The 25,080-nt window shown below is 65.7% G+C and carries 20 protein-coding genes; 12 read left to right on the top strand and 8 right to left on the bottom strand.

All coding sequences use genetic code 11. The features are described from left to right. Positions 1–35: 35 nt before the first annotated feature. Positions 36–1,268 carry an NAD(P)/FAD-dependent oxidoreductase gene (locus CK489_RS26565; protein WP_095734361.1) on the top strand — a complete coding sequence of 411 codons (1,233 nt, stop codon included), beginning with the start codon at positions 36–38 and terminating at the stop codon, positions 1,266–1,268. Between the two features lie 13 nt (positions 1,269–1,281). Here CK489_RS26565 and CK489_RS26560 read toward each other — a convergent pair whose 3' ends face one another. Together CK489_RS26560 and CK489_RS26555 are read right to left on the bottom strand one after the other, a co-directional pair. Beyond that, a complete protein-coding gene (locus CK489_RS26560) occupies positions 1,282–2,616 on the bottom strand; it encodes a dicarboxylate/amino acid:cation symporter (RefSeq protein ID WP_095734360.1) in 1,335 nt (444 codons plus the stop codon). A 184-nt stretch (positions 2,617–2,800) separates the two neighbouring features. Continuing rightward, positions 2,801–3,988, bottom strand: coding sequence for a pyridoxal phosphate-dependent aminotransferase (locus CK489_RS26555; protein ID WP_095734359.1), 1,188 nt, complete (start codon positions 3,986–3,988; stop codon positions 2,801–2,803). A gap of 240 nt (positions 3,989–4,228) precedes the next feature. Between CK489_RS26555 and CK489_RS26550 the strand changes: the two genes are divergently transcribed. The 11 genes from CK489_RS26550 to CK489_RS26500 all read left to right on the top strand — a co-directional run bounded on the left by CK489_RS26550 (position 4,229) and on the right by CK489_RS26500 (position 15,271). Further along, positions 4,229–5,626, top strand: a complete 1,398-nt coding sequence (locus tag CK489_RS26550) for a M48 family metalloprotease (protein ID WP_050631408.1) — start codon at positions 4,229–4,231, stop codon at positions 5,624–5,626. A gap of 87 nt (positions 5,627–5,713) precedes the next feature. After that, on the top strand, positions 5,714–6,481 hold the full coding sequence (locus tag CK489_RS26545; protein WP_050631407.1) for a DsbA family protein: 768 nt from the start codon (positions 5,714–5,716) through the stop codon (positions 6,479–6,481). 133 nt (positions 6,482–6,614) lie between these two features. Continuing rightward, positions 6,615–7,547 carry a hypothetical protein gene (locus CK489_RS26540; protein ID WP_095734358.1) on the top strand — a complete coding sequence of 311 codons (933 nt, stop codon included), beginning with the start codon at positions 6,615–6,617 and terminating at the stop codon, positions 7,545–7,547. A 126-nt stretch (positions 7,548–7,673) separates the two neighbouring features. Next, the gene (locus tag CK489_RS26535) at positions 7,674–8,543 is read left to right on the top strand and encodes a DUF1236 domain-containing protein (RefSeq protein WP_095734357.1); all 870 of its coding nucleotides are present in this window, start codon (positions 7,674–7,676) and stop codon (positions 8,541–8,543) included. A 335-nt stretch (positions 8,544–8,878) separates the two neighbouring features. Continuing rightward, positions 8,879–9,352 (top strand): type II 3-dehydroquinate dehydratase, encoded by a 474-nt coding sequence (gene aroQ / locus CK489_RS26530; RefSeq protein ID WP_095734356.1) that lies wholly within the window; start codon positions 8,879–8,881, stop codon positions 9,350–9,352. Between the two features lie 52 nt (positions 9,353–9,404). Further along, entirely contained in the window at positions 9,405–9,902 is a 498-nt protein-coding gene (gene accB, locus CK489_RS26525) for an acetyl-CoA carboxylase biotin carboxyl carrier protein (protein ID WP_095734355.1), read from the top strand. Positions 9,903–9,926: 24 nt separating this feature from the next. Next, the gene (accC, locus tag CK489_RS26520) at positions 9,927–11,285 is read left to right on the top strand and encodes an acetyl-CoA carboxylase biotin carboxylase subunit (protein WP_095734354.1); all 1,359 of its coding nucleotides are present in this window, start codon (positions 9,927–9,929) and stop codon (positions 11,283–11,285) included. Positions 11,286–11,384: 99 nt separating this feature from the next. Next, positions 11,385–12,914, top strand: a complete 1,530-nt coding sequence (locus CK489_RS26515) for a sensor histidine kinase (protein ID WP_095734353.1) — start codon at positions 11,385–11,387, stop codon at positions 12,912–12,914. After that, entirely contained in the window at positions 12,911–13,351 is a 441-nt protein-coding gene (locus CK489_RS26510; protein ID WP_050631402.1) for a response regulator, read from the top strand. Before CK489_RS26515 ends, CK489_RS26510 begins: the two co-directional genes overlap by 4 nt. Further along, entirely contained in the window at positions 13,348–14,439 is a 1,092-nt protein-coding gene (locus CK489_RS26505; RefSeq protein ID WP_050631401.1) for a sensor histidine kinase, read from the top strand. The genes CK489_RS26510 and CK489_RS26505 overlap by 4 nt, the downstream gene beginning before the upstream one ends. Before the next feature lie 295 nt (positions 14,440–14,734). Next, positions 14,735–15,271, top strand: coding sequence for a hypothetical protein (locus tag CK489_RS26500; RefSeq protein ID WP_143278224.1), 537 nt, complete (start codon positions 14,735–14,737; stop codon positions 15,269–15,271). Between the two features lie 25 nt (positions 15,272–15,296). On the opposite strand, the gene CK489_RS26495 is transcribed toward CK489_RS26500, so the two are convergent. From CK489_RS26495 to CK489_RS26470, 6 genes are read right to left on the bottom strand one after another with little or no spacing between them, the layout of a single operon-like run. Continuing rightward, positions 15,297–15,623 carry a BA14K family protein gene (locus CK489_RS26495; protein WP_244486415.1) on the bottom strand — a complete coding sequence of 109 codons (327 nt, stop codon included), beginning with the start codon at positions 15,621–15,623 and terminating at the stop codon, positions 15,297–15,299. An 11-nt stretch (positions 15,624–15,634) separates the two neighbouring features. After that, positions 15,635–15,946, bottom strand: a complete 312-nt coding sequence (locus tag CK489_RS26490; protein WP_095734351.1) for a hypothetical protein — start codon at positions 15,944–15,946, stop codon at positions 15,635–15,637. Positions 15,947–15,954: 8 nt separating this feature from the next. Then, positions 15,955–17,406: an efflux transporter outer membrane subunit gene (locus CK489_RS26485; protein ID WP_198961029.1), complete on the bottom strand. Its 1,452-nt coding sequence runs from the start codon at positions 17,404–17,406 to the stop codon at positions 15,955–15,957. A gap of 36 nt (positions 17,407–17,442) precedes the next feature. Next, positions 17,443–20,727 (bottom strand): efflux RND transporter permease subunit, encoded by a 3,285-nt coding sequence (locus CK489_RS26480; protein WP_095734350.1) that lies wholly within the window; start codon positions 20,725–20,727, stop codon positions 17,443–17,445. A 3-nt stretch (positions 20,728–20,730) separates the two neighbouring features. After that, positions 20,731–23,838: an MdtB/MuxB family multidrug efflux RND transporter permease subunit gene (locus CK489_RS26475; RefSeq protein ID WP_095734349.1), complete on the bottom strand. Its 3,108-nt coding sequence runs from the start codon at positions 23,836–23,838 to the stop codon at positions 20,731–20,733. After that, complete coding sequence (locus CK489_RS26470; protein ID WP_245350510.1) at positions 23,835–25,073, bottom strand: MdtA/MuxA family multidrug efflux RND transporter periplasmic adaptor subunit; 1,239 nt, start codon at positions 25,071–25,073, stop codon at positions 23,835–23,837. Before CK489_RS26470 ends, CK489_RS26475 begins: the two co-directional genes overlap by 4 nt. Between the last annotated feature and the right edge of the window lie 7 nt (positions 25,074–25,080).

Raw genomic sequence — 25,080 nt, 5'->3', positions numbered from 1 at the left:
GTCAGGCGTAACGGAGCCTGACGGAGACGGATGCAATGCAAAGCGCGATCGTTCTTGGCGGCGGCATGGTGGGCGTCAGCACGGCGCTGCATTTGCAGCGCCGCGGCTGGTCGGTCACGCTGGTCGACCGCAAGGAACCGGGCCGCGAGACCAGCTACGGCAACGCCGGCATCATTCAGAGCGAGGCGGTGCGGCCCTATCCGATGCCGCGCGATCCCGCCACGCTGGCGAGGATCGCGATGGGGCGCACCAACGACGTGCGCTACCGCCTGGCCTCGCTGCCGCGGCACGCCGGTCCGCTGCTGCGCTATTGGTGGAACTCGACGCCGGAGCGACACCGCGAAGCGACCCTCGCCTGGGCGCGCCTGATCGCCTACGCCACCGCGGAGCACGACACGCTGATCCGCGACGCGCATGCCGACAATCTGATCCGCCGCGCCGGCTATCGGCTGCTGCACCGCGACCCCGCAGCGCTCGAGCAGGCGATCGCCGTCGCGGAAGAGAACCGGCGCGACTTCGGCGTGCAGTTTCGCGTGCTCGACGGCCGCGAACTCGCCAAGGCGGAGCCGTTGCTGCGCGACGACCTGCCCGGCGCCATCCACTGGCTCGGGCCGTGGACCGTGTCGGATCCCGGCGGGCTGGTGTCCGCCTATGCCGGCTTGTTCGAGCGTCTCGGCGGCACGCTGCTGCACGGCGATGCGCAGACGCTGGCGCAGACGACGTCCGGCTGGTCGGTCGACACCACGGGCGGCCGGATCAATGCCGCCAACGTCGTCGTGACGCTGGGTCCGTGGTCACCGCAATTGCTGCGCAAGTTCGGCTACCGGATCCCGCTGGTGCGCAAGCGCGGCTACCACATGCACTACCAGGGCGGCCGCTCGCTCGATCTGCCCTTGGTCGACACTGCAAACGGCTATGCGATGGCGCCGATGGCCAAGGGGATCCGCATCACCACCGGCGCGGAGCTGACCAGTCCCGATGCGCCGGCGACGCCGATCCAGCTCGGCTACGCCGAAGCTGCGGCGCGGCAACTGATCGAGATCGGCAGCCGCGTCGAACCCGAGCCATGGTTCGGCACCCGCCCCTGCACCACCGACATGCTGCCGGTGCTCGGGCCTGCGCCGCGCCATCGCGGACTGTGGGTGAACTTCGGTCACGGCCATCAGGGCTTCACGCTCGGCCCTGCGACGGCGCGGGTGCTGGCCGAAACGATGAACGGCGAGGCATCCGCGGTGGACACCTCGCCGTATCGGCTGGACCGGTTCTAGCTGCGGACGCGGATCAATCCGTCGTCAGCGCGGTCTCCATGTCGGTCGGATCGATCTGCCGCGAGAGATTGGCGTTGAGCTTGTCGCGGTCGAGCTCGCCCTCCCACCAGGCGACGATCACGCAGGCGACGCCGTTGCCGCACAGATTGGTCAGCGCGCGGCACTCGCTCATGAACTTGTCGATGCCGAGCACGATCGCCATGCCCGGCACCAGCCGCGGATCGACCACCGCAAGCGTTGCGGCCAGCGTGATGAAACCCGCGCCGGTGATCCCGGAGGCGCCCTTCGAGGTCAGCATCGCCACGACCAGGATCGTGAGCTGCTGGCTGAACGAAAGGTCGTAGCCCAGCGCCTGCGCGATGAACAACGTCGCCAGCGTCATGTAGATGTTGGTGCCGTCGAGGTTGAACGAGTAGCCCGTGGGCACCACGAGCCCGACCACGGATTTCGAGCAACCGAGCCGTTCGAGCTTCTCCATCAACGACGGCAGCGCGCTCTCGGAGGACGACGTGCCGAGCACGATCAGGAGCTCGTCCTTGATATAGGCCAGGAACTTGAAGATCGAGAAGCCCGCGATCCGCGCGATGATGCCGAGCACCACGAACACGAACAGCGCGGCGGTCAGGTAGAACGTCGCGATCAGCCCCATCAGATTGAGGATCGCGCCGGTGCCGAACTTGCCGATGGTGAAGGCCATCGCGCCGAACGCGCCGATCGGCGCCGCCCGCATCACGATCGAGATCACGCCGAACACCGCATGAGCGGCGTCGTCGATGAACGAGCGGATGGTGTGGCCGCGCTCGCCGAGGCCCATGATCGCGAAACCGAACAGCACCGAGAACAGCAGCACCTGCAGGATCTCGCCCTGCGCGAAGGCGCCGACCACCGTGTCCGGAATGATATGCAGCACGAAGTCGACGCTCTTCTGCGCCTCCGCCTGCTTGGCATAATTGGCGACCGCCTGCGCATTCGCCGCCGCGCTGCCGAAGCCCGCACCCGGCTTCACCAGATTGCCGATCAGCAATCCGATCACCAGCGCGAAGGTCGAGACGACCTCGAAATAGACCAGCGCCTTGACGCCGATGCGGCCGACCTTCTTGGCGTCCTGGATATGCGCGATGCCCGAGACCACGGTGCAGAAGATGATCGGCGCGATCACCATCTTGATCAGCTTGATGAAGCCGTCACCGAGCGCCTTGATCCAGTCGTTGGTGGCAAGCGATGGCCAGAACGCGCCGACCAGCGCGCCGAGCACGATCGCGATCAGGACCTGGACATAGAGAATCTTATACCACGGCTTGCCACCGGCAGACGCCGGTGAAGCCGTGGCAACGGTTGCCGTTGCCATGTGTCACTCCCCCTCAGAAATGGCGGAAATAGCCAAGATCAACTTGGCCGTTCAAGTCAAATGGAACTGTGTGAGGCCTGCCGTTTATCCGCGGCGATCTGTCGCGTGCCGCAGCGCCGAAACAGGCACGGCGCTTGCGAAGCGGATCGAACCGACAAGATGGAAGGCTCTTGAAGATTGCGGGCTATTTAAGCCAATGCGCGATCCGCGCAACTGCTTCCTGCATCTCCGCCGCGGAACGCGCATAGGAAAATCGGATGAAGGCGCGGCCGTGGATCGGATCGAAATCGACGCCAGGGGTCGCCGCGACATGCGCCTTCTCGAGCATCTCGCTGGCGAAGGCGAAGCTGTCGGAGGTGAAGTCGGAGACGTCGGCATAGAGATAGAACGCGCCGTCGGCCGGCAGGAACTTGGTCAGCCCGGCCTTCGGCAGGCCTTCGATCAGGATGCGGCGGTTCTCCTGATAACCGCGCTTGATCGCCTCCATCTCCTCGCGGCCCTCGAACGCGGCTTCGGCGGCGATCTGCGACAGGGTCGGCACCGAGATCGACAGGTTCTGCTGCAGCCGTTCGATCGGCCGCACCAGCACCTCGGGCACCACCATCCAGCCGACCCGCCAGCCGGTCATGCAGAAGTACTTCGAGAACGAGTTGATCACGAGCGCATTCGGCGACAGCTCGGCCGCCGTCACCGCGGGGAACGCATAGTCGAGCCCGTGATAGATCTCGTCGGAGATGAAGCGGATGCCCGCACTGTCGGCGGCCGCCATCAGGCTCGACAGCGCCTCGCGCGACATCATGGTGCCGGTCGGGTTGGCCGGGCTGCCGACCAGCACGCCCTTCAGCGGCGCCTTGCGATGGGCTGCCAGCAGCGCCTCGCCGGTCAAGGCATGGCGGGTGTCGCCAGAGGTCTCGATCAGCACCGGCTCGCAGCCCAGCGCCGTCAGGATGTGCCGGTACGGCGGATAGCCCGGTACGGTGACCGCGACCCGGTCGCCCGGCTCGAACATCGCGAGGAACGCCAGGATGAAGCCGCCGGACGAGCCGGTCGTGACGATGATGCGCTCGGCATCGACCGCGCAGCCATACGTGTCGCGGTAATGCCGCGCGATGCGCGCGCGCAGCGAGGGAATCCCGAGCGCCGAGGTGTAGTCGATCCGGCCGCCGGCAAGCGCAGCCTGCGCAGCCGCGATCGCCTGCTTCGGCGCGCCCTCGGCGGGCTGCCCCACCTCCATATGGATGACATGGCCGCCGGCGGCCTCGATTCGCGCCGCGGCGGCCATCACGTCCATCACCATGAACGGCGGAACATCGCTCCGCCCGGACGCTGTCAAAAGGCTGCTCACACGGTCTCTCGCTGTCGCTTCAGGCATGGATTTCTGCTATTGCACGGCCGCGGCCGGATTTGGGTTCCCGTCATCCGCGACCGCCCCAGACTGGCCGCATTCGGTGGCTCCTTATAGCGCTTTCAGGCCAGGTGAATACCCCAAGTGCATCCCCGGTTCGCGTGAAGAAGAACTGTAAAAACAACAGACTGCGCCACGCGTACGATCCGGCCGGCCCCGGAACCCGCGTTTGCTTCGGCGCGGCCCGTCATCGCCGATAGATCGCCCATGCTGTTCCGCCTCACTCGGACCTTCAAGCTGACCGCCCTGCTGACCGCGGTTGCCCTCGCCGTTGGTCCCGTCGTCCCTGCGCGGGCCCAGCAGAAGGGCCCGCCGGTGCTGCGCGACACCGAGTCCGAGCAGCTGCTGCGCGAATACACCCGGCCGATCCTGCGCGCCGCCGGTCTGGAGAAGCAGAACATCCAGATCGTGATCATCAACGACAGCTCGTTCAACGCCTTCGTCGCCGACGGCCGCCGTATCTTCGTCAATTACGGCGCGCTGCTGCAATCGGAGACGCCGAACCAGATCATCGGCGTGCTGGCGCATGAGACGGGCCATCTGGCCGGCGGCCATCTTGCCAAGATGCGCGAGCAACTGGCGCAGGCGCAGACCCAGATGATCATCGCGATGCTGCTCGGCGTCGGCGCGCTCGCCGCGGGTGCGGGCGGCCGCGGTGCCGGCAACGGCCTTTCCAGCGCCGGCGCGGCGGCGATCTCGGCGCCGCAATCGGTCATCCAGCGCTCGCTATTGTCCTATCAGCGCCAGCAGGAAGAAAACGCCGACCGCGCCGGGGTCAAGTTCCTGACTGCGACCGGGCAGTCGGCCCGGGGCATGTACGAGACGTTCAAGCGCTTCACCGACGAGAGCCTGTTCGCCGCGCGCGGCGCCGATCCCTATCTGCAGTCGCATCCGATGCCGGTCGATCGCGTGTCCGCGCTGGAGGAACTGGCGCGCTCGAGCCCCTATTGGGACAAGAAGGACGATCCGGCGCTGCAGCTGCGTCACGACATGATGCGCGCCAAGATCTCGGGCTTCATGGAGCGACAGGACACCGTCTACCGCCGCTACCCGCTGTCCAACACCAGCCTGCCGGCGCGCTATGCCCGCGCGATCACCACCTATCTGCACGGCGATCTGCGTTCGGCGATCGCGCAGATCGACGGCTTGATCCAGGTCCAGCCCAACAATCCCTATTTCTACGAATTGCGCGGCCAGGCCCTGCTCGAAGGCGGCCGGCCGGCGGAGGCGATCGCGCCGCTGCGCCGCGCGGTGCAGCTCTCCAGCAATTCACCGCTGATCGAGATGCTGCTCGGTCAGGCGCTGGTCGCCACCGACAACAAGGCCACCACCGACGAGGCGATCAACATGCTGCGCGCCGCGGTGGCGCGCGAGCCCGAGGCGCCGCTCGGCTACACCCAGCTCGCGATGGCCTATGGCCGCAAGGGCGACTATGCCCAAGCCGACCTCGCCTCGGCCCAGGCCGCCTATCTCCGCGGCGACGCCAAGACCGCCCGGGAGCTGGCGTCGCGCGCCAAGACGCGGTTCGCGATCGGCACGCCCGGCTGGGTCAAAGCTGACGACATTGTGAGCGCCAAGCCGATGCCGGGTCAGAAAAACAACTAGAAATAAACCGTAGTTCCATACAACGATCACCGAAACCGGCCCACGGCGATGCCGCATTTCGGGCCACCTCGAACAAGGATTTTGTCTATGCCAGCGCTTCGTTTTCTTGCCCCTGCCCTGCTCGCGCTAGGCGTTTGCGCCGCGCCGCTGACGGCGTCCGCGCAGAGCTTCAACGACACCCAGCGCGGCGACATCGAGACCATCGTGCGCAACTACCTGATCGCGCATCCCGAGGTGCTCGAAGAGGCAATGAACGAGCTCAGCAAGCGGCAGGCCGCCGCCGAGGCCGAGAAGCATGAGCAGAGCGTCGCCAAGAACGCCGACACGATCTTCAACTCGCCGCGCGGCGTCATGCTCGGCAACAAGGACGGCGACGTCACCTTCGTCGAGTTCTTCGATTACAATTGCGGCTACTGCAAGCGCGCGATGTCCGACATGCTCGACCTGATGAAGTCGGATCCGAAGCTGAAGGTGGTGCTGAAGGAATTCCCGGTGCTGAGCCAGGGCTCGGTCGAGGCCGCGCAGGTCGCGGTTGCCGTGCGCATGCAGGATCCGACCGGCAAGAAGTATCTCGAGTTTCACCAGAAGCTCCTGGGCGGCCGCGGCGCAGCCGACAAGGCGCGCGCTCTTGCAGTTGCCAAGGACGTCGGCCTCGACATGGCGAAGCTCGAGAAGGACATGGCGAGCCCCGAGGTCAAGGCGACCATCGAGGAGAACTTCCGTCTGGCCGAATCCATGGGCATGAACGGCACGCCGAGCTACGTGATCGGCAAGCAGGTCGTGATCGGCGCGGTCGGCGTCGACGGCCTCAAGGAGAAGATCGGCATTGCCCGCTGCGGCAAGGCGACCTGCTGATCCCCTTCCCGACGAAGCTCGTTCACTCAACGAAATCCGGCTGCCAGGCAGCCGGATTTTTTGTTGCGGTCACCGAACCAACTCCGCGCTGGCCGCAACCAAGGGCCGTCACCAACAACGGAAGCCGCACGCGATGCCGCTCGCCCCGCCAACCCTTGGCTACGACCTCACGCTGCTGAAGACCGCGCCGCAGCGCGGCTCCGACCATGATCACGGCTGGTGCTACGGCCTGCCATCAGGCATTCGCAGCGAGCAATGGCCGCTCAGTCCGCACGACGGCTTTCCGATGCAGCACTGCTTCACGCTGCGCGTTCCGACGCAGTATCGCGCCAACGGCGACGCCTATGTCGCGCTCGCGATGTTCGCCGATCAGCAATACGACGAACCCGTCGAGATCGATGCGGTCGCGCAATATCTCGCGGCCGAGACCATCGAACGTCCGTCCGATCTGAATCTGTTGCCGTACTTCGCGTATCGACAGAACCGTCATCCGATGGAATTCCGGATGAAGGATATCATCGACCACAATTTCGCGGCGATCTGGCTCACCGAGGCCGAGTTCGCAGGATCGCTGTGCCAACCACCTGAGCTTGCCGACAATCCGCTGCTGGAAGCCAATCCGCCGCCGCGCTGGCTCGTGAAGGGCGCGGCGCGCACGGCGTTCGACGTCAATGTCGGACGCGGTACCCGGATCGACGAGCTGGAGAAGACCTACTGGTATCGCCTGTTCGGCTGCATCCCGGAGACCGGACACCACGCCTACGGCATCGCGCTCGCGCCGCGCGACGACGATCCCAATGTCGGCAAGCCGCCGCGCGATCATCTGCTGCACAAGGGCGAGCTCGGCGACTACATCGCGCCCTATGGCGAGGCCGGCACGTCGCAAGGTCTCGACCGGCTGCACGGCCGCAACCATCTCGGCGGCACGATGTTTCCCAATCAGTGGACGCCGAAATACAGCGCGACCTATCTCGAGATCGAAGAGCATTTCGGCGGTTTCAATTTCGGCGGCGGCAATGGCCAGCTCGATCTTGCGAGCATGGAGTTCGACTGGGCCTGCGGTTGAAGCGCGCGCTGTTCATCGCGCATTCACACAGGAAACAAAGCGGGGGGAACCGCAAATCAACAGGAACATCGCACATCCTCTTTTGTTGTCGGCGCGGGCAATGCTGAAGAACGAGGAGGAATTTCGATGTCTAAACGCTTTCTGATTTCGGTCGCTGCGGCGGCTCTGCTCGCCGGCACCGGTTTCGCGAATGCACAGGGCGCCGGCGGCGCCAACAAGGAATCCGGGGCCGGCGGTGGCGCGACCATGCAGCACTCTGCACCGTCAGGTGGCGCGTCGTCGGGCACGATGCAGCATGATTCCGGTGGCATGAAGGGTTCCGATCATTCGACGACCGGTGAGTCTTCTTCGGGCATGAAGGGTGAATCGCCCGGCATGAAGGGCGCCGAGTCCGACAAGGCAGGCCCCGCCACCAAGGGCGCCCAGGAAAATACCCAAAAGTCGAAGGGCATGAGCTCGGAGAACGAGACCACCAAGGGCAAGGAGAGCTCGAAGGACATGAAGGCCGAGGGCCGCGACAAGAGCGGCAACATGAAGGCCGAAGAGCGTGACAAGAGCGGCAACATGAAAGCCGAGGGTCGTGAGAAGAACGGCAACATGAACGCCGAGAGCCGCGAGAAGAACGGCGCCACCACCAACCAGAACGCTCAGACCAAGAGCCCGACCGACACCAATCGCGCCCAGACCAACGACACCAGCCGCACCCAGACCACCACCGGCAACGCGGCGACGTCGGCCACCGCGGCTCCGCCGGCCGAGAAGCGCACCCAGATCTCGACCGCGATCAAGTCGGAGCACGTCACCGAGGTCACCAACGTGAACTTCAACGTGGCGGTTGGCACCCGCGTCCCGACTGACGTGCACTTCTATCCAGTGCCGGAGCGGGTCGTGACGATCTACCCGCAGTGGCGCGGCTATGAGTTCATCCTGGTCCACGGCCGCTACATCATCGTGCAGCCGGAGACCCACGAGATCGTCTACATCATCGAGGGCTAAGCCGGCCTCGGTGCGGGGGTGCCGTGAGAGGCCCCCGCCGACTCTCAACCCCGCCCCATTCGGGGCGGGGTTTTGCATTCGGCCGGCTCTCGCGTCACGGCGGTGGATGGCGGGGCGGGAGCGCCACCCCGGCGTGGCTTCCGCGAGGTTTGGTTAACCAGCAATTTCCGTAGGTTACACCAGCTACCTGACAACGCGGAGGAAGCCGTTGAAGGCATTCCGATTTCACCTAAAGGCTTCCCCTGCGGCCGGTTGTTACCTATAACCCGGCCCACTCCACCCCTCGTCGGAACCCCTCGGACCTCTTGTCGGACCTCTTGGCCGGAACCCCTGCAATGGCTGCTGCCGGAACGATCTATGTGCTGAACGGCCCGAACCTCAATCTGCTGGGGACGCGCGAGCCGGAGACCTACGGCCACGCCACCCTTGCCGATGTCGAGAAGCTGTGCGCGGACACCGCGCGCCAGTTCGGGCTGACCGCCGACTGCCGGCAGTCCAACCGCGAGGGCGAACTGATCGACTTCATCCATGAGGCCCACGCCAAGAAGGCGGTCGGCATCATCATCAATGCCGGCGGTTACTCCCATACCTCGATCGCGCTGCATGACGCGCTGGTTGCGGTGAGGATTCCCGCTGTCGAGGTTCATGTCAGCAACATCCACGCCCGCGAGAGCTTCCGGGACCACTCGTTCACTGCTAAAGCCGCCTTCGCGTCACTTTGCGGCTTCGGCATCGACGGCTACCGGCTTGCGATCATCGGCCTTGCCACCAAAATCGGTGCCAAGATCGATGCAAAGGCAAAGACTTAATCGTCAATCCTGACGTTCCCCGTCACCAGACAGAGATTTCGGATCAAACAACATGGCGCGCCAGCCAGACGACAAATCAGCCGTAAAGTCCAAGAGCGAGTCGAAGAGCGACGACAGCGCCCTCATTCGCGAGCTCGCGCTGCTGCTCGCCGAGACCAACCTCACCGAGATCGAGATCGAGCGTGCCGGCCTGCGCGTCCGTGTCGCCCGCAACATCAGCATCGCGGCATCCGTGCCCGCTGCCGTCCACGCGGTTGCCGCGCCCGCCGTCGTCGCAGCGCCTGCTGTTGCGGCTGCGACCGACCTTGCGAAACATCCTGGCGCCGTGCCCTCGCCGATGGTCGGCACCGCCTATTGGGCGCCCGAGCCGGGCGCCAAGCCGTTCATTGAAGTCGGCTCGAAGGTCAGCGCCGGCCAGACGCTTCTGATCATCGAGGCGATGAAGACGATGAACCAGATCCCGTCGCCGCGCGCGGGCACCGTGACGCAGATCCTCGTCGAGGACGGCCAGCCCGTCGAATTCGGCGAGCCGCTCGTGATCATTGAATAGCTTCCGTCAACGTCAGGCGCTGCGATGTTCGACAAGATCCTCATAGCCAATCGCGGCGAGATCGCGCTTCGCGTGCTGCGCGCCTGCAAGGAGCTCGGCATCTCCACCGTCGCGGTGCATTCCACCGCCGACGCCGACGCCATGCATGTGCGGCTCGCCGACGAGAGCGTGTGCATCGGCCCGCCGCCGTCGAAGGATTCCTATCTCAACGTTCCGGCGCTGCTGGCCGCCTGCGAGATCACCGGCGCCGACGCCGTGCATCCCGGCTACGGCTTCCTGTCCGAGAACGCGCGCTTCGCCGAGATCCTCGCCGACCACAATCTCGGCTTCATCGGTCCGAAGGCCGAGCACATCCGCCTGATGGGCGACAAGATCGAAGCCAAGAAGACCGCCAAGCGCCTCGGCATTCCCGTCGTGCCCGGCTCGGACGGCGCGGTGACCTCGGAGGGCGACGCGCTGGCGATCGGCAAGGAGATCGGCTTCCCGGTGCTGGTGAAGGCGGCGGCCGGCGGCGGTGGCCGCGGCATGAAGGTCGCGCACACCGAGGCCGACCTTGCGCTCGCGCTCTCCACCGCGGCCAACGAAGCCAAGTCGGCGTTCGGCGACGCCTCGGTCTATCTGGAGAAATACCTGCAGAAGCCGCGCCATATCGAGATCCAGATTCTCGGCGACGGCCGCGGCGGCGCGATCCATCTCGGCGAGCGCGACTGCTCGCTGCAGCGCCGCCACCAGAAGGTCTGGGAGGAAGGCCCCTCGCCCGTGCTCGCAGCGGCCGCCCGCGCCAGGATCGGCGAGACCTGCGCCAAGGCGATGCGGGACATGAAATATCTCGGCGTCGGCACCATCGAATTCCTCTACGAGGACGGCGAGTTCTATTTCATCGAAATGAACACCCGCATCCAGGTCGAGCATCCCGTCACCGAAAGCATCACCGATATCGATCTGGTGCTGGAGCAGATCCGGATTGCCGCCGGCGGCGACCTGCCGGCCAAGCAGAGCGACATCGCGATCATCGGCCACGCCATCGAGTGCCGCATCAATGCGGAGAACCCGCAAACCTTCCGTCCCTCGCCCGGACGGATCACCCAATTCCATCCGCCGGGCGGCCTCGGCGTGCGGATCGATTCCGCCGTCTACCAGGGCTATGTGATTCCGCCCTATTACGACTCGCTGGTCGGCAAGCTGATCGTGCACGGCAAGACCCGCGGCGAATGCCTGATGCGACTGCGCCGGGCGCTCGACGAGATGGTGGTCGACGGGATCGAGACGACGCTGCCGCTGTTCCGCGCGCTGGTGCGCGAGCCCGACATCATCGAGGGCGACTACCACATCCACTGGCTGGAGCAGTACCTCGCCGGCCAGCCGTCCGACGTTCCAAAATAGTTCGGAACTCCGTGGAACCCGAGCCCTGTTCAAGCGTATTAAAGGGTTATTGGCTTTCCACGGGGACGCATTGAATCCCAATCCCGCAAAGAGACCGTCGTGACGCCAGTTTCACGACGCCGATCCACGTTGCAAATCCTCCTGCTGTCGGCGGGATTTTTCGTGCTGGTCGCGATCAGCGTGGCGTCCGTCCTGCTGGTCAACAAGGCGCGCGAGGATAACGCCTGGGTCGTCCACACCGTGGAGGTCGAGAGCCAGGTTGCCAACCTGCTGCTGGATATCCGGCGCGCCGAAAGCGCGACCAGGGCTTATCTGCTGACATCGGCACCACAGTACCTGACCGAGTACCAGTCGGCCGCGGCGGGACTCCCGGCCGCGCTCAGCCATCTTCAGCTGACGACCGTCGATAATCCGGTGCAGGTCGCCAATGCCGCGAAGCTCAAGGCCGCGGTCGAACAACGGCTCGCCGAGTTCGCCCTCAGTATCGAGCGCGTCAGAAACAACGACGCCGTGACCAGCATCGACGTCTTGCGCAAGGGCACCTCGACCGATGCGGTGGAGGCGATCACCCGGATCGGCCGCGATATGCGCGCCGAGGAGGACCGCCTGCTGGCAGCGCGCACCGCGACCGCGGACCGGACCCAGGTGCTGGCCTCCTCGGTCACCATCGCCGGCTCCTGCATGGTGCTGGCGCTCGCCGCCCTGTCGGTGATGCTGCTGCGGCAATCGTCAAAGGCACGCGACGAGGCCGAAGCCAGGCTGCGCGACAGCAACGTCAATCTCGAAACCATCGTCGACGAGCGGACCTCCGACCTGCGCGAGGCCAACGAGGAAATCCAGCGCTTCGCCTATATCGTCAGCCACGACCTGCGCTCTCCGCTGGTCAACATCATGGGCTTCACCAGCGAGCTGGAGGAATTGCGCGGCACCATCTTCAAGCGCATCGCAACGCTCAATCGCAGCGCGTCGCTGGCGCCGGCGATGCCGGAAGATGCGACCGACGTGGCCGAGCCCGAGCTCGAAGGCCCCGACAGGCAGCTATCCGACGATTTCAACGAATCGCTCGGCTTCATCAAGTCGTCGATCGCCAAGATGGACCGCCTGATCAGCGCGATCCTCAATCTCACCCGCGAGGGCCGCCGCGAGTTCAAGCCGGAGCGGATCGATCTCCGCGAGCTGATCGAGGGCATCGTCAAAACGGTCGCGCACCAGGCGGCCGAGGCCAACGCGGCCGTCCAGATCGGCGCGTTGCCGAATATCGTCAGCGACCGCCTCGCGCTGGAGCAGATCTTCTCCAACCTGATCGACAATGCGCTCAAATACCTCAAGGACGGCGTCCCCGGCGAGATCGCGATCGAGGGCCGCACCAAGCTCGGCTTTGCGATCTTCGAGGTTACGGACAATGGCCGCGGCATTGATCCGAAGGACCATCAGCGAATCTTCGATTTGTTCCGCCGCGCCGGAACCCAGGACAAGCCCGGTCAGGGCATCGGGCTTGCCCATGTCCGCGCACTTGTGCGCAGACTGGGCGGCACCATGTCGGTAGCATCGGAACTTCACAACGGCAGCACGTTCACGATCACGCTGCCTATCAAATGGTCAGGCAAGAACCGGGAAAAAGCATCATGAGCGATCCAGTCACCATCATCATGATCGAGGACGACGAGGGCCATGCCCGCCTGATTGAGAGGAATATCCGGCGCTCAGGTGTCAACAATGAGATCATCCCGTTCACCAACGGTACAGAGGCCGTGAACTACCTGTTCGGCAAGGATGGCAGCGCGGTCGAGCGCAAGAACAAGGCCCTGCTCATCCTGCTTGATCTCAATCTGCCTGACATGACCGGCATCGACATTCTGAAGCGGGTCAAGGAGAACAAGTATCTCAAGTCGACGCCGGTGGTCGTGCTGACCACGACGGATGACTCCCAGGAGATCAAGCGTTGCTACGAACTCGGTTGCAACGTCTACATCACCAAGCCGGTGAACTACGAAAGCTTCGCCAACGCCATTCGCCAGCTTGGCCTGTTCTTTTCCGTGATTCAGGTGCCGCCAGCCTCCGCATGACCAGCGCAACGCCGACACTGCTCTATATCGACGACGATGCGACGCTGGCGCGCCTGGTCGAACGCGGCCTAACGCGCGCCGGCTACAAGGTCGTGCACGCCGCGAGCGGTCAGGAAGGCCTCGACCGGCTCGCCCAGGGCGGCATCGACGTCATCGCGCTCGACCAGTACATGCCCGGCCTAGACGGGCTGGAGACGCTGGAGCGGATCCTCAAGATACCCGACGCCCCTCCGGTGGTGTTCGTTACCGCCTCGCAGGACTCGGCGATTGCGGTCACCGCGCTGAAGGCCGGCGCAGCCGACTATCTGGTCAAGGATGTCAGGGGCGAGTTCATCCCCCTGCTCCAGGTCGCGGTGAATGGCGCGGTGCGGCGGGCGGAGATCCAGAAAGCGCGCGACGAAGCCGAGGCCGAGGTGCACGCCTCCCGCGACCGCTACGCCGCGCTCGCCGCCGAGCGCGAGGTGCTGCTGCGCGAGGTCAACCATCGCGTCGGCAACTCGTTGCAGATCATCGCATCGCTGCTGCATCTGCAGGCCAATTCCGCGAGCCAGCAGGACGTCAAGGCGGCGCTCACCAACGCCATGGGCCGCGTCGCCGCCGTCGCGCAGGTGCACCGCCGGCTCTATACCTCGCACGATTTCAAGACCGTGATGCTCAACCAGTATCTCGAGGCGCTGCTCGAGGACCTCAGGCGATCGGCCGAAGGCAACAAGATGTCGCGGCTGACGCTGAAGGCCGAGCCGGTCGAGATCGATCCCGACCGCGCAGTCGCGATCGGCATCATCGTCAACGAGCTGGTAATGAACGCGGTGAAGTACGCCTATCCCGATGGCGCCGGGCCGATCCATGTCGAGCTCAAGCCGCAGGGAGACGACCTCCAGCTTGCGATCAGCGATGAAGGCGTGGGGTTCTCCGACAAGGCCGATCCGCGCGGCACCGGCATGGGCCAGCGCATCGTCGCGGCGATGGCCGCCAAGCTCGATGCCAGCGTCGAGCGCGACCCCACCCACAACGGCACCCGCTTCGTGGTGCGGTTCGCGCGCGTCAGCCCGGCGCCGGTGAAGTCGACAAGCGCCGCAGCCAGTTAGGCTGCGGCCGCGGGCGGATTGATCGACTTTTCGCGGTGGCCTTAACGCGCGCGTCACCCTGTTGTTCAATCGCAGCCGGCTGCTCTGACCGGTTAAGACAAATCTGGGCTTTGTTCGCCATGCTTTTCGCCCAGCTTGGCAGGATCGGCACGCGATGTTCGGGCGCAGGGTGGTTTTCGGAAAGAAGCAGGAGACCTTGAGCGAGCTCAAGGAGGCCGTGCGTGCGGCTCCCGATGCCGATGGCGCAGCCCCCACTTTTCACAAGAAGCAGTGGGATGATCCGAGGATCGGCTCGATGCTGCGCGACGCGGGTTTCGCGCCGGATGACGAACGCGGCATTGCGCCGACCGCCGACAATCGCCTTGCCGTGTTCGCTGCGGCCAACCAGCGGCTGCAGCAGCGCACCGAGGCCTTCAACCGCGACATGACGGCGCGCCACGGCCATTGCCAAGCGGTACCGTTTCTGGTCATCGATCAGAAGATCTGGGACGGGCCGCACGGCGCGTTTCTCTACGCGCAGATGGGTCTGATCGGCTTCGACGAGTGGAACGTGATGATGCTGGCAGGCGATCCGCAGACCACGGAGGCATGCGGCCTGGCCGGCCATCCGGGCTTTCTCCCGGCGGTGACGCAAGCCATGACCGAGCATGTGATCGGGTGGAAGGCGCAGCACGACACGCTGCTCAAGACGTTCGGGATCCCCGCCGGCGGCGGCCGCGACGTCGCGCACGAGCAATATGAGATGGAAAGGGACACCCTGCGCCGTGAGATTATCGACAAGGCCGGCTGGATGAAGCCGCGCATCATCGAAGATCTCCTGCGCAAGGGCTAACGGCGCAGGCCCCTTCCCGAGCATCTCAATCGGGCCGATCGCGCAGTCGCCGCTGATGATGCGGGCGGCAATCCCGGCACGGTGCACCGAAGATCACCTGCGACGGATACGGCCGCGCCGAGTGATATGGCGTCGAGCCGAACAGACCTGCCGCGCCGAAGCCCGCGCTGAAGGGATCGGCGGCGAAGCTGCCTGGGAACGAGCCGTTGCTGCGGAAATCGCGGTCGTCATTCCTGCCGTCGAAATACGCGCCGCCGGTGCTGCCGTAGCGCAGCGGCCGGTCCTGAGCCGATACGGCAGCCGTGCCGAGCGCGACGGCAGCGCAGGCGATCAATGCTCTGCTGGCGATCATGGCGGAGATCCTCATGGCGGAGTGGTCCCCCAGTCGCCCTTCCAGGCGATCAGGCGGCCCTTGCCGAATTGCAGATAGAGCCCGTCGCTGCGCCGCGACAGCACGCTGCCCCTGACATTGGGCAGCGCGACGAACAGTTCATTGCCCGGCGTGCCGTGCACATAGTTCAAGGGCACGCCGAGCGACTGGCTGGCCTGGTCGGCGTTCATGCCGAAGGCGAGCGGAACGCTGTTGGGCGGCCGCTGCTGCGCCCGGGCCATGCCGACCGGCGCCCCCAGCGCGACGACAAGGGCAACGACGAAGAGTGTGGCGAACCGCTGCATCGTCGACCTCACTGCCCTGCTGCCGCAAGCGTGCCGGCCGGCGTCCAGCCGCCGCCGAGCGCCTGGAACAGGCTACTCGCCGCCAAGAGCTTGTTGAGCCGCACCGTGACCAGATTGTTTTCGGCCGTGAACAGCGTCTGCTGCGCCTGCAGCACCGTGATGAGGTTGACCGTGCCGCCGCGCAGCTGCGTCTCGGCAACCTCGAACGCCTTGCGCGAGCTTGCCACCACGTCGGACTGCAAGCGCTCCTGCAGCGTATACTTCTGCAGGGCGATCAGCGCCTTCTCGACATCGGCGAAGGCCGACAGCACCGCCTTGCGATAGGCCTGCAGGTTCTGCAATTGCTGGCCCTTGGCGAGCTTGAGCTGGCTCTCCAGCAGGAAGCCGTCGAACAGCGGCTGGGTCAGCCCGGCGGCCAGCGTGTAGTACCAGGCGCCCGGCGCGAACAGCGAGGCGAGCGCCGCGCTCTGGAAGCCCGTGGTGCCGGTGAGCTGGATCTGCGGGAAGAACGCCGCGCGCGCCGCATCGACGCTGAAATTGGAGGACGCCAGTTGCGCCTCGGCCTGGCGAATGTCGGGCCGCTGGTAGAGCAATTCCGACGGCATCCCGGGCGTCACGCGCGGCACCGCGATCTGCGTCGTGGAGCCGCCGCGCACCTGGAAATCGGCCGGCGCGCGCGCCACCAGCAGGGCGAGCGCGGCCATGTTCTGCCCGACCGTCACCTCGAGCGGCGGGATCGCCGCGCGCTGCGTCGCGACCAGTGCCTCCTGCTGCGACAGATCGAGCTGCGAGGCGGTGCCGCCGGCGAACTGCGATTTGATCAGCGCGAGGATACGCTCGGCCGCCGCCAGATTGCGCCTTGTGACCCTGATCTGGTCCTGCGCCGCCAGCACCTGGAAATAGGTGTTGGCAACCGTCGCCATCGTGCTCAGCGCGACCACCTCGCGATTGTAGCGGGCGCTGGTGGCGCTCTCCTCCGACGCCGCCAGCGTCGCGCGGTTCTTGCCCCAGAAGTCCACGATATAGCTTGCGCTCAGTCCCAGGCTGTACTGCGAGAATGTCCCGCTGCTGCCGCCGAGCAACGAACTCGATCCCGTCGCCACCTTCTGACGCTCGGCATTCGCCGATCCGGAGAGGGACGGTAGCAGCGCGGCGCCGGACACGCCGACCTGCGCGTCGGCCTGCACGATTTGGGCGATCGCCACCGCGATATCGAGATTGTAGAGCTGCGCTGACTCCATCAGCCCGGTCAGTTCGGGCGAGCGGAAGCCGCGCCACCAGGCGAGCGCCGGAACGGCGGCGTCGGCATCGCCCTTGGCGGCGGCGCGATAGGTCGCCGGCACTTCGAGGCTGAGCTCGGGCTTCTCCGCCCCGGGGATGCAGCCGGACAGGCCGAGGCCGAGACCAAGGCTCAGGCCGCCGAACGCCGCCCCACGCAGGAATCGGACCGGCTTTCGCATGATTTCAAGACTTCGCAACGCTGCACCTGTCGGCATTTACTCGCCCGGCTGAAGTGAGGAGCCCGGCATCCGCATCGCGCCGCCGTGGCGGACGCGCAGGGCCCATAGGCGGAACCGGTCGAGATAGAGGTAGATCACGGGCGTCGTGTAGAGCGTCAGAACCTGGCTCAGGATCAGGCCGCCGACGATGGCGATGCCGAGCGGCTGCCGCAACTCGCCGCCGTCGCCCATCCCGACCGCCAACGGCACGGCGCCGAGCAGCGCGGCCATCGTCGTCATCATGATCGGACGGAAGCGCAGCAGGCAGGCCTCCCTGATCGCCTCGAGCGGCTCCAGCCCGCGCCCGCGTTCCGCCTCCAGCGCAAAGTCGATCATCATGATGGCGTTCTTCTTCACAATGCCGATCAGCAGGATGACGCCGATCAGCGCCATGATACTGAACTCGGTCTTGAATGCCATCAGCGCCAGCAAGGCGCCCACACCTGCGGAGGGCAATGTGGACAAGATGGTCAGCGGGTGAACGTAGCTCTCATAGAGCACGCCCAGCACGATGTAGATCGTGATGATCGCGGCCAGGATCAGGAACGGTTGGTTGTTGAGCGAATCCTGGAACGCCTTGGCGGAGCCCTGGAAGGTGCCCCGGATCGTCGCCGGAACGCCGATCCGGTTCATGGTCGCCTCGATGCTGGCGACCGCGGTGCTCAGCGACACGTTGGGCGGCAGGTTGAACGAGATGGTGTTGGCGACCAGGAGGCCCTGGTGGTTGACCGCCAGCGGCGTCGCGCCCTGCCTGAACGCCGCCACCGCCGAAAGGGGGATCATGGTCTCGCTGTTGGTCGAGACCGCCGATCCGGTCGAGGCCGCGCCCTTCCCAGTCGAGCCGATCGAATTGGTGGCCTGGTTGCGCGCGGCCTGGGCGTTGGCAGAACTCGCCGCGCTCGAGGTTCCCGCCGCCACCACGGTGCCCGCCACCGCGTTGGTCGATTGCGATCCGCCGACCGATGCGCCCGAGGTGCTGATGTAGACGTCCTTCAGCGTCTCCGGACTCTGCCAGTAGCGCGGCGCGACCTCCATGATGACGTGATACTGGTTGCGCGCGACATAGATCGTCGACACCTGGCGCTGGCCGAAGGCGTCGTAGAGGGTGTTGTCGATCTGGCTCACCGTGATGCCGAGCCGGGCCGCGGCGTCGCGGTCGATCACGAGGTCGGACTCCAGGCCCTTGTTCTGCTGGTCGCTGTTGACGTCGGCGAGGTTCGGATCGCGCTGCAGCGCCGCCGCGATCTTCGGCGTCCAGTCATTGAGCTCTTCCAGCGTCGAGCCCTGCAGCGTGTACTGATACTGCGCGTTCGACGCCCTGCCCCCGACCCTGATGTCCTGCACCGCCTGCAGGAACAGGCTCGCGCCGGGCACCACCGCCATCTCGCGGCGCAGCCGCGCGATCACGCCGTCGGCGCCGAGCTTGCGCTGGTCAAGCGGCCGCAGCGAGACGAACACGAAGCCGGAATTGGTCTGCCCGCCGCCGGTGAAGCCGACCACGGTCTCCACCGCCGGATCGCGCTTGATGATGCCGACAAACTGCGCGAGCTTCTGCTGCATCAGCTGGAACGAGACGCTCTGGTCGGCCTGGATCGAGCCGACCAGCCGCCCGGTGTCCTGTTGCGGGAAGAAGCCCTTCGGGATCACGACGTAGAGATAGCCGGTCAGGCCGATCGTGACGAAGAAGATCAGCACGATGCTCAGGGGATGCTCGAGCGCACCGGTCAGTGTCCGTCGATAGAACCCCAGCATCGCATCGAAGAAGCGCTCGCTGAACTGATAGAGCCTGCCGTGACCACCGGTATCCGGCCGCAGCAGCACGGCGCACATCATCGGCGTCGTCGCCAGCGAGACTGCGAGCGAGATCACGATCGAGATCGAGATCGTCACGGCGAATTCGCGGAACAGGCGGCCGATGATGCCCGACATCATCAGGATCGGGATGAACACCGCGATCAGCGAGATGCTCATCGACAGCACGGTGAAGCCGACCTCGTTGGCGCCCTTCAGGGCCGCCTCGAGCGGGCTCATGCCCTCCTCGATGTAGCGGGTGACGTTCTCCAGCACCACGATGGCGTCGTCGACCACGAACCCGGTCGCCACCGTCAGCGCCATCAGTGACAGATTGTCGAGGCTGTAACCGAACAGGTACATCGCCCCGAAGGTCGCGACCAGCGACACCGAGACCGCGACCACCGGGATGAAGGTGGCGCGCGCGCTGCGCAGGAACGCGAACACCACGAAGACCACCAGCAGCACCGCGAGGATCAGGGTGCGCTCGACGTCCCTGAGCGAGGTGCGGATCGTGGTCGAACGGTCGACCGCAAGGCCGATATCGATCGCCGGCGACACCGAGGCCTTCAGCTGCGGCATCAATGCCTTCACGAGGTCGACGGTCGAGATGATATTGGCATTGGGCTGGCGGTAGAGGATGACCAGCACGGCCGGCTTGCCATCGGCAAGCCCGGCGTTGCGCAGATTCTCGACGCCGTCGGCCACCTCGCCGACGTCGGAGAGATGGACCGGCGCGCCGTTGCGGTAGGCCACGATCAGCGACCGGTAATCGTTGGCTTTGTTGGCCTGGTCGTTGGCGTAGACTTGGTAGCGCTGGTCGCCGACATCGATGCCGCCCTTGGGGCTGTGGGCGTTGGCGTTCGACAGCGCCGCGCGCACGTCCTCCAGGCCGATGCCGTATTTGTAGAGCGCCTGCGGGGTCAGATCGACGCGGACGGCGGGCAGCGAGCTGCCGCCCACCACGACCTGGCCGATGCCCTCGACCTGCGACAGCTTCTGCGCCAGCACCGTGGACGCCGCATCGTAGAGGTCGCCGCGGGTCAGCGTATCCGACGTCAGCGTCAGGATCAGGATCGGCGCGTCGGCCGGATTGACCTTGCGGTAGGTTGGATTGCTGCGCAGGCTGGTCGGCAGATCGGCGCGCGCCGCGTTGATCGCGGCCTGCACGTCGCGCGCGGCGCCGTCGATGTCACGGTTGAGGTTGAACTGCAGCGTGATCCGGGTCTGCCCGACCGAGCTCGACGAGGTCATCTCGCTCACATCGGCGATCTGGCCGAGATGCCGCTCCAGCGGGCTTGCCACTGTGGTCGCGACGTCCTCGGGGCTGGCGCCGGGCAGCGTCGCCTGTACCGAGATGGTCGGGAAATCCACCGCCGGCAGCGGCGACACCGGCAGCTTGAAGAACGCCACGATGCCTGCCGCCGCAAGTCCGAAGGTCAACAGCGTGGTTGCGACCGGCCGGCGGATGAATGGCGTCGACGGACCCATGGCTCAACGCGACCCGCTCGCCTCGCCGACCTCGTCCGCCCGCCCGGCAAACCGCAGCGCCAGGCGATCGAACCACAGATAGATCACCGGCGTCGTGAACAGCGTCAGCAGCTGGCTCACCAGGAGGCCGCCGACGATCGAGATGCCGAGCGGATGCCGCAGCTCCGAGCCGGCACCGCTGCCGAGCATCAGCGGCAGCGCGCCAAGTACTGCTGCCATGGTCGTCATGATGATCGGCCGGAACCGCAGCAGGCAGGCCTGGTAGATCGCCTCGCGCGGCGGCTTGCCCTCGTTGCGTTCGGCGTCGAGCGCGAAGTCGATCATCATGATCGCGTTCTTCTTCACGATGCCGATCAAGAGGATGATGCCGATGATCGCGATGATGGTCAGATCCTGCCCGGCCATCATCAGCGCCAGCAGCGCGCCGATGCCGGCCGAGGGCAGCGTCGAGAGGATGGTCAGCGGATGGATGAAGCTCTCATACAGCACGCCGAGCACGATATAGACCGTGATGATCGCGGCCAGGATCAGGAACAGCTGGTTGGACAGCGAGGACTGGAACGCCAGCGCCGCGCCCTGGAAGCTCGTGATCATGCCGAGCGGCTGGTTGATATCGGCCTGCGCCTGCTTGATCGCCGTTACTGCACTGCCGAGCGAAGCGCCGGGCGCGAGGTTGAACGAGACCGTGGCCGACGGGAACTGGCCGAGATGCGAGACCTGCAGCGGCGCGGTTTCCACCCGCATCTTGGCCATGACCGACAGCGGCACCGGCGTCGAGCCGACCGATGACGGCAAGTAGATCGACGACAGCGAATCCAGCGAATTCTGCAACGACGGGTCGGCCTCGAGGATAACCCGGTACTGGTTCGAATTGGTGAACACGGTGGAGACGATGCGCTGGCCGTAGGAATCGTACAGTGCGTTGTCGATCGTCGCCGGCGTGATGCCGAACCGCGCCGCCTGGTCGCGGTCGATGTCGACGAACACCGACAGCCCCTGCGCGGAAATATCGCTGGAGACGTCGCTGAGTTCAGGCAGCTCACGCAGCTTGTCGACCAGCTTCGGCGTCCATTCCGCAAGCTCGTTGGGATCGGCATCCTGCAGGATGAACTGGTACTGCGTCCGGCTCACCGTGCCTTCGATGGTGAGGTCCTGCACCGGCTGCATGTAGAGCGTGATACCGGTCAGATCAGCCGTGCTGGCCTTGATCCGGTTCATCACCGTCGCAACACCGGCCTTGCGCTGCTCGTGCGGCTTCAGATTGATCAGGATGCGGCCGCTGTTGAGCGTGGTGTTGGTGCCGTCGACGCCGATGAAGGACGACAGGCTTTCGACGTCGGGATCCCTGAGGATCGCGCTGGCGAGCCGCTGCTGCCGTTCGGCCATCGCCGCATAGGATACCGATTGCGGCGCCTCCGAGATCGCCTGGATCACGCCGGTGTCCTGCACCGGAAAGAAGCCCTTGGGGATGACGACGTAGAGCAACGCCGTCAGCCCGAAGGTGGCGAGCGCGATCAGCAGCACGAAGGTCTGGCGATCCAGCACCCAGTTGAGCATCCGGGCGTAGATCGCGATGACATGGTCGAAGCCTTCGCGGCTGAGCCGCTGGAAGGTGTTTTCGCGCGACATGGCCTCCGGCTTCAGGAGTTTCGCGCAGGCCATCGGCACCAGCGTCAGCGACACCACGGCGGAGATCAGGATCGTCACCGACAGCGTGATGGCGAATTCGCGGAACAGGCGGCCGACGACGTCGCCCATGAACAGCAGCGGGATCAGCACCGCGATCAGTGACACGGTCAGCGAGATGATGGTGAAGCCGATCTGCTCGGAGCCGCGCAGCGCGGCTTCCAGTGGCGACTCGCCCTCCTCGATGTAGCGCGAGATGTTCTCGATCACGACGATGGCGTCGTCGACTACGAAGCCGGTCGCGATCGTCAGCGCCATCAGCGACAGATTATTCAAGCTGAAGCCGAACAGATACATCGCCCCGAGCGTGCCGACCAGCGACAGCGGCACCGACAGGCTCGGGATCAGCGTGGCGCGGGTCGAGCGCAGGAACACGAAGATGACAAGCACGACCAGGATTACCGCGAGCGACAGCTCGTATTCGACGTCGCGCACCGAGGCCCGGATCGTCACGGTACGGTCGGTCAGGATGTTGAGGTCGATCGCCGCCGGCAGCGTCGCCTGCAACTGCGGCAGCAGGTCCTTGATGCCCTGCACGACCGAGATCACGTTGGCGCCGGGCTGGCGCTGGATGTTGAGGATGATCGCCGGCGTCTCGTTCATCCAGGCGCCGAGCTTGTCGTTCTGCGCGCCGTCGACGACGTTGCCGACGTCGCTGAGGCGGACCGGCGAGCCGTTCTTGTAAGCGATGATCAGCGAGCGGTAGTCGCTGGCATTGCGGATCTGGTCGTTGGCGTTGATGGTGTAGGCGCGCATCGCGCCGTCGAAATTGCCCTTCGGCGTGTTGACGTTGGCATTGCCGAGCGTGGTGCGGAGATCGTCGATGTTGAGGCCGTAGGCCGCGAGCTTGCGGATGTCGGCCTGGATGCGCACCGCGGGCCGCTGGCCGCCGCTGATGCTGACAAGGCCGACGCCGGGCAGCTGCGAGATCTTCTGCGCCAGCCTTGTGTCGACGAAGTCCTGCACCTGGGTCAGCGGCATCGTCTTCGAGGTCAGCCCCAGCGTCAGGATCGGCGCGTCGGCCGGATTGACCTTTGCGTAGATCGGCGGCGCCGGCAGGTCCGACGGCAACAGATTGCCCGCGGCATTGATCGCGGCCTGCACCTCCTGCTCGGCGACGTCGAGCGAGATCGACAGGCCGAATTGCAGCGTGATGACGGACGAGCCGGCCGAGCTCACCGAACTCATCTGGTTCAAATTCGGCATCTGGCCGAATTGAACCTCGAGCGGCGCCGTCACCGACGACGTCATCACGTCAGGGCTGGCGCCGGGATAGAAGGTCTGCACCTGGATGGTCGGATAGTCGACCTCCGGCAGCGCCGCGACGGGCAGGAATCTGAACGCCAGCATGCCCGACAGCATGATGGCGATCATCATCAGGGTCGTCGCCACCGGCCGCAGGATGAATGGCCGCGACGGGTTCATTTGGTCTGCCCGTCCTCGGACCGCTTGTGCTGGCCGCCTCCCGCCTTGTCGGGATCGGCGCCGCCCTTGCTATCGCCCTTCGCAGCCCCATTTGCCGCGCCACTCACCGTCCCCTTGGCCGCGCCGGCCGGGTTCGCAGCATCGGCGGCGGAGCGCACGACGACCTTGGCGCCCTCGCGCAACTTGTCGGCGCCGTCGATCACGATGCGATCGCCGGCCACAAGCCCCGACGGCACCTCGACGCGGTCGCCGTCGGTGACGCCGAGCTTGACCGGCCGCACCGAGACCGTGCTGTCGGCATTGACGAGATAGACGAAGGTGCCGGGTACGCCGCGCTGGATGCCGGCGGTCGACATCGTGGTGGCATCCTTGTGGGTGTCGAGCAGGAGGCGGATGTTGACGAACTGGTTCGGATACAGCGTGCGCTTGTCGTTCTCGAACTGGGCGCGCAGCTTGATCGTGCCGGTGGTCGCATCGATCTGGCTGTCGAAGGTCTGCAGCGATCCCTCGGCGAGCTTGTTGGCGCCGCTGCGGTCATAGGCCGCCGTCGGCAGCACCGCGCCCTCCTTCAACCGCTTCGCGACCGCCTGCAGATTGTCCTCCGGCAACGTGAACAGCACGCTGATCGGCTCGAGCTGCGTGATCACGACCAGGCCGTTGGTGTCGCCCGGCGTCACGTAGTTGCCGAGATCGACCTGGCGCAGTCCGACCCGCCCGTTGATCGGCGACACGATGCGGCAATACGCCAAGTTCACTTCGGCCGACTTCACCGCGGCGCGGTCGGCCTCCACCGTGCCCTGATACTGCGCGACCAGCGCGACCTGGGTATCCAGCGTCTGGTGCGGCACAGCGTTCTGGGTGGCGAGGCCCTGATAGCGCGTAAGATCGACCTGGGCGCCCTTCAGTTGCGCCTCGTCGCGCGCCAGCGTGCCCTTGGCCTGCGCCAGCGTCGCCTCATAGGGTCGCGAATCGATCTCGGCGATCAGGTCACCCTTCTTGACCTCGTCGCCCTCCTTGAAATCGATCTTCATCAGGTAGCCGCTGATCTGGCTCCTGATCGTCACGGTCGCGAGCGATGTCACGGTGCCGAGGGCGTTGAGGCTGACGCCGATATCGCCCTTGCCGATGGTCTCCGGCACGATCGACATCGGACCGGCATTGCGCCCGCCGCCGGCCTGCGGCGGTGCGGCCTGCTGCCGCGTCCACCAGACGATGCCAGCGAGTATCGCCAGCACCACACAT

Source organism: Bradyrhizobium sp. UFLA03-84 (assembly GCF_002289535.1).
Taxonomy (GTDB): Bacteria; Pseudomonadota; Alphaproteobacteria; order Rhizobiales; family Xanthobacteraceae; genus Bradyrhizobium; species Bradyrhizobium viridifuturi.
Note: the sequence above shows the minus strand (reverse complement) of the source record. Positions and strands in the feature narration are given on the sequence as shown.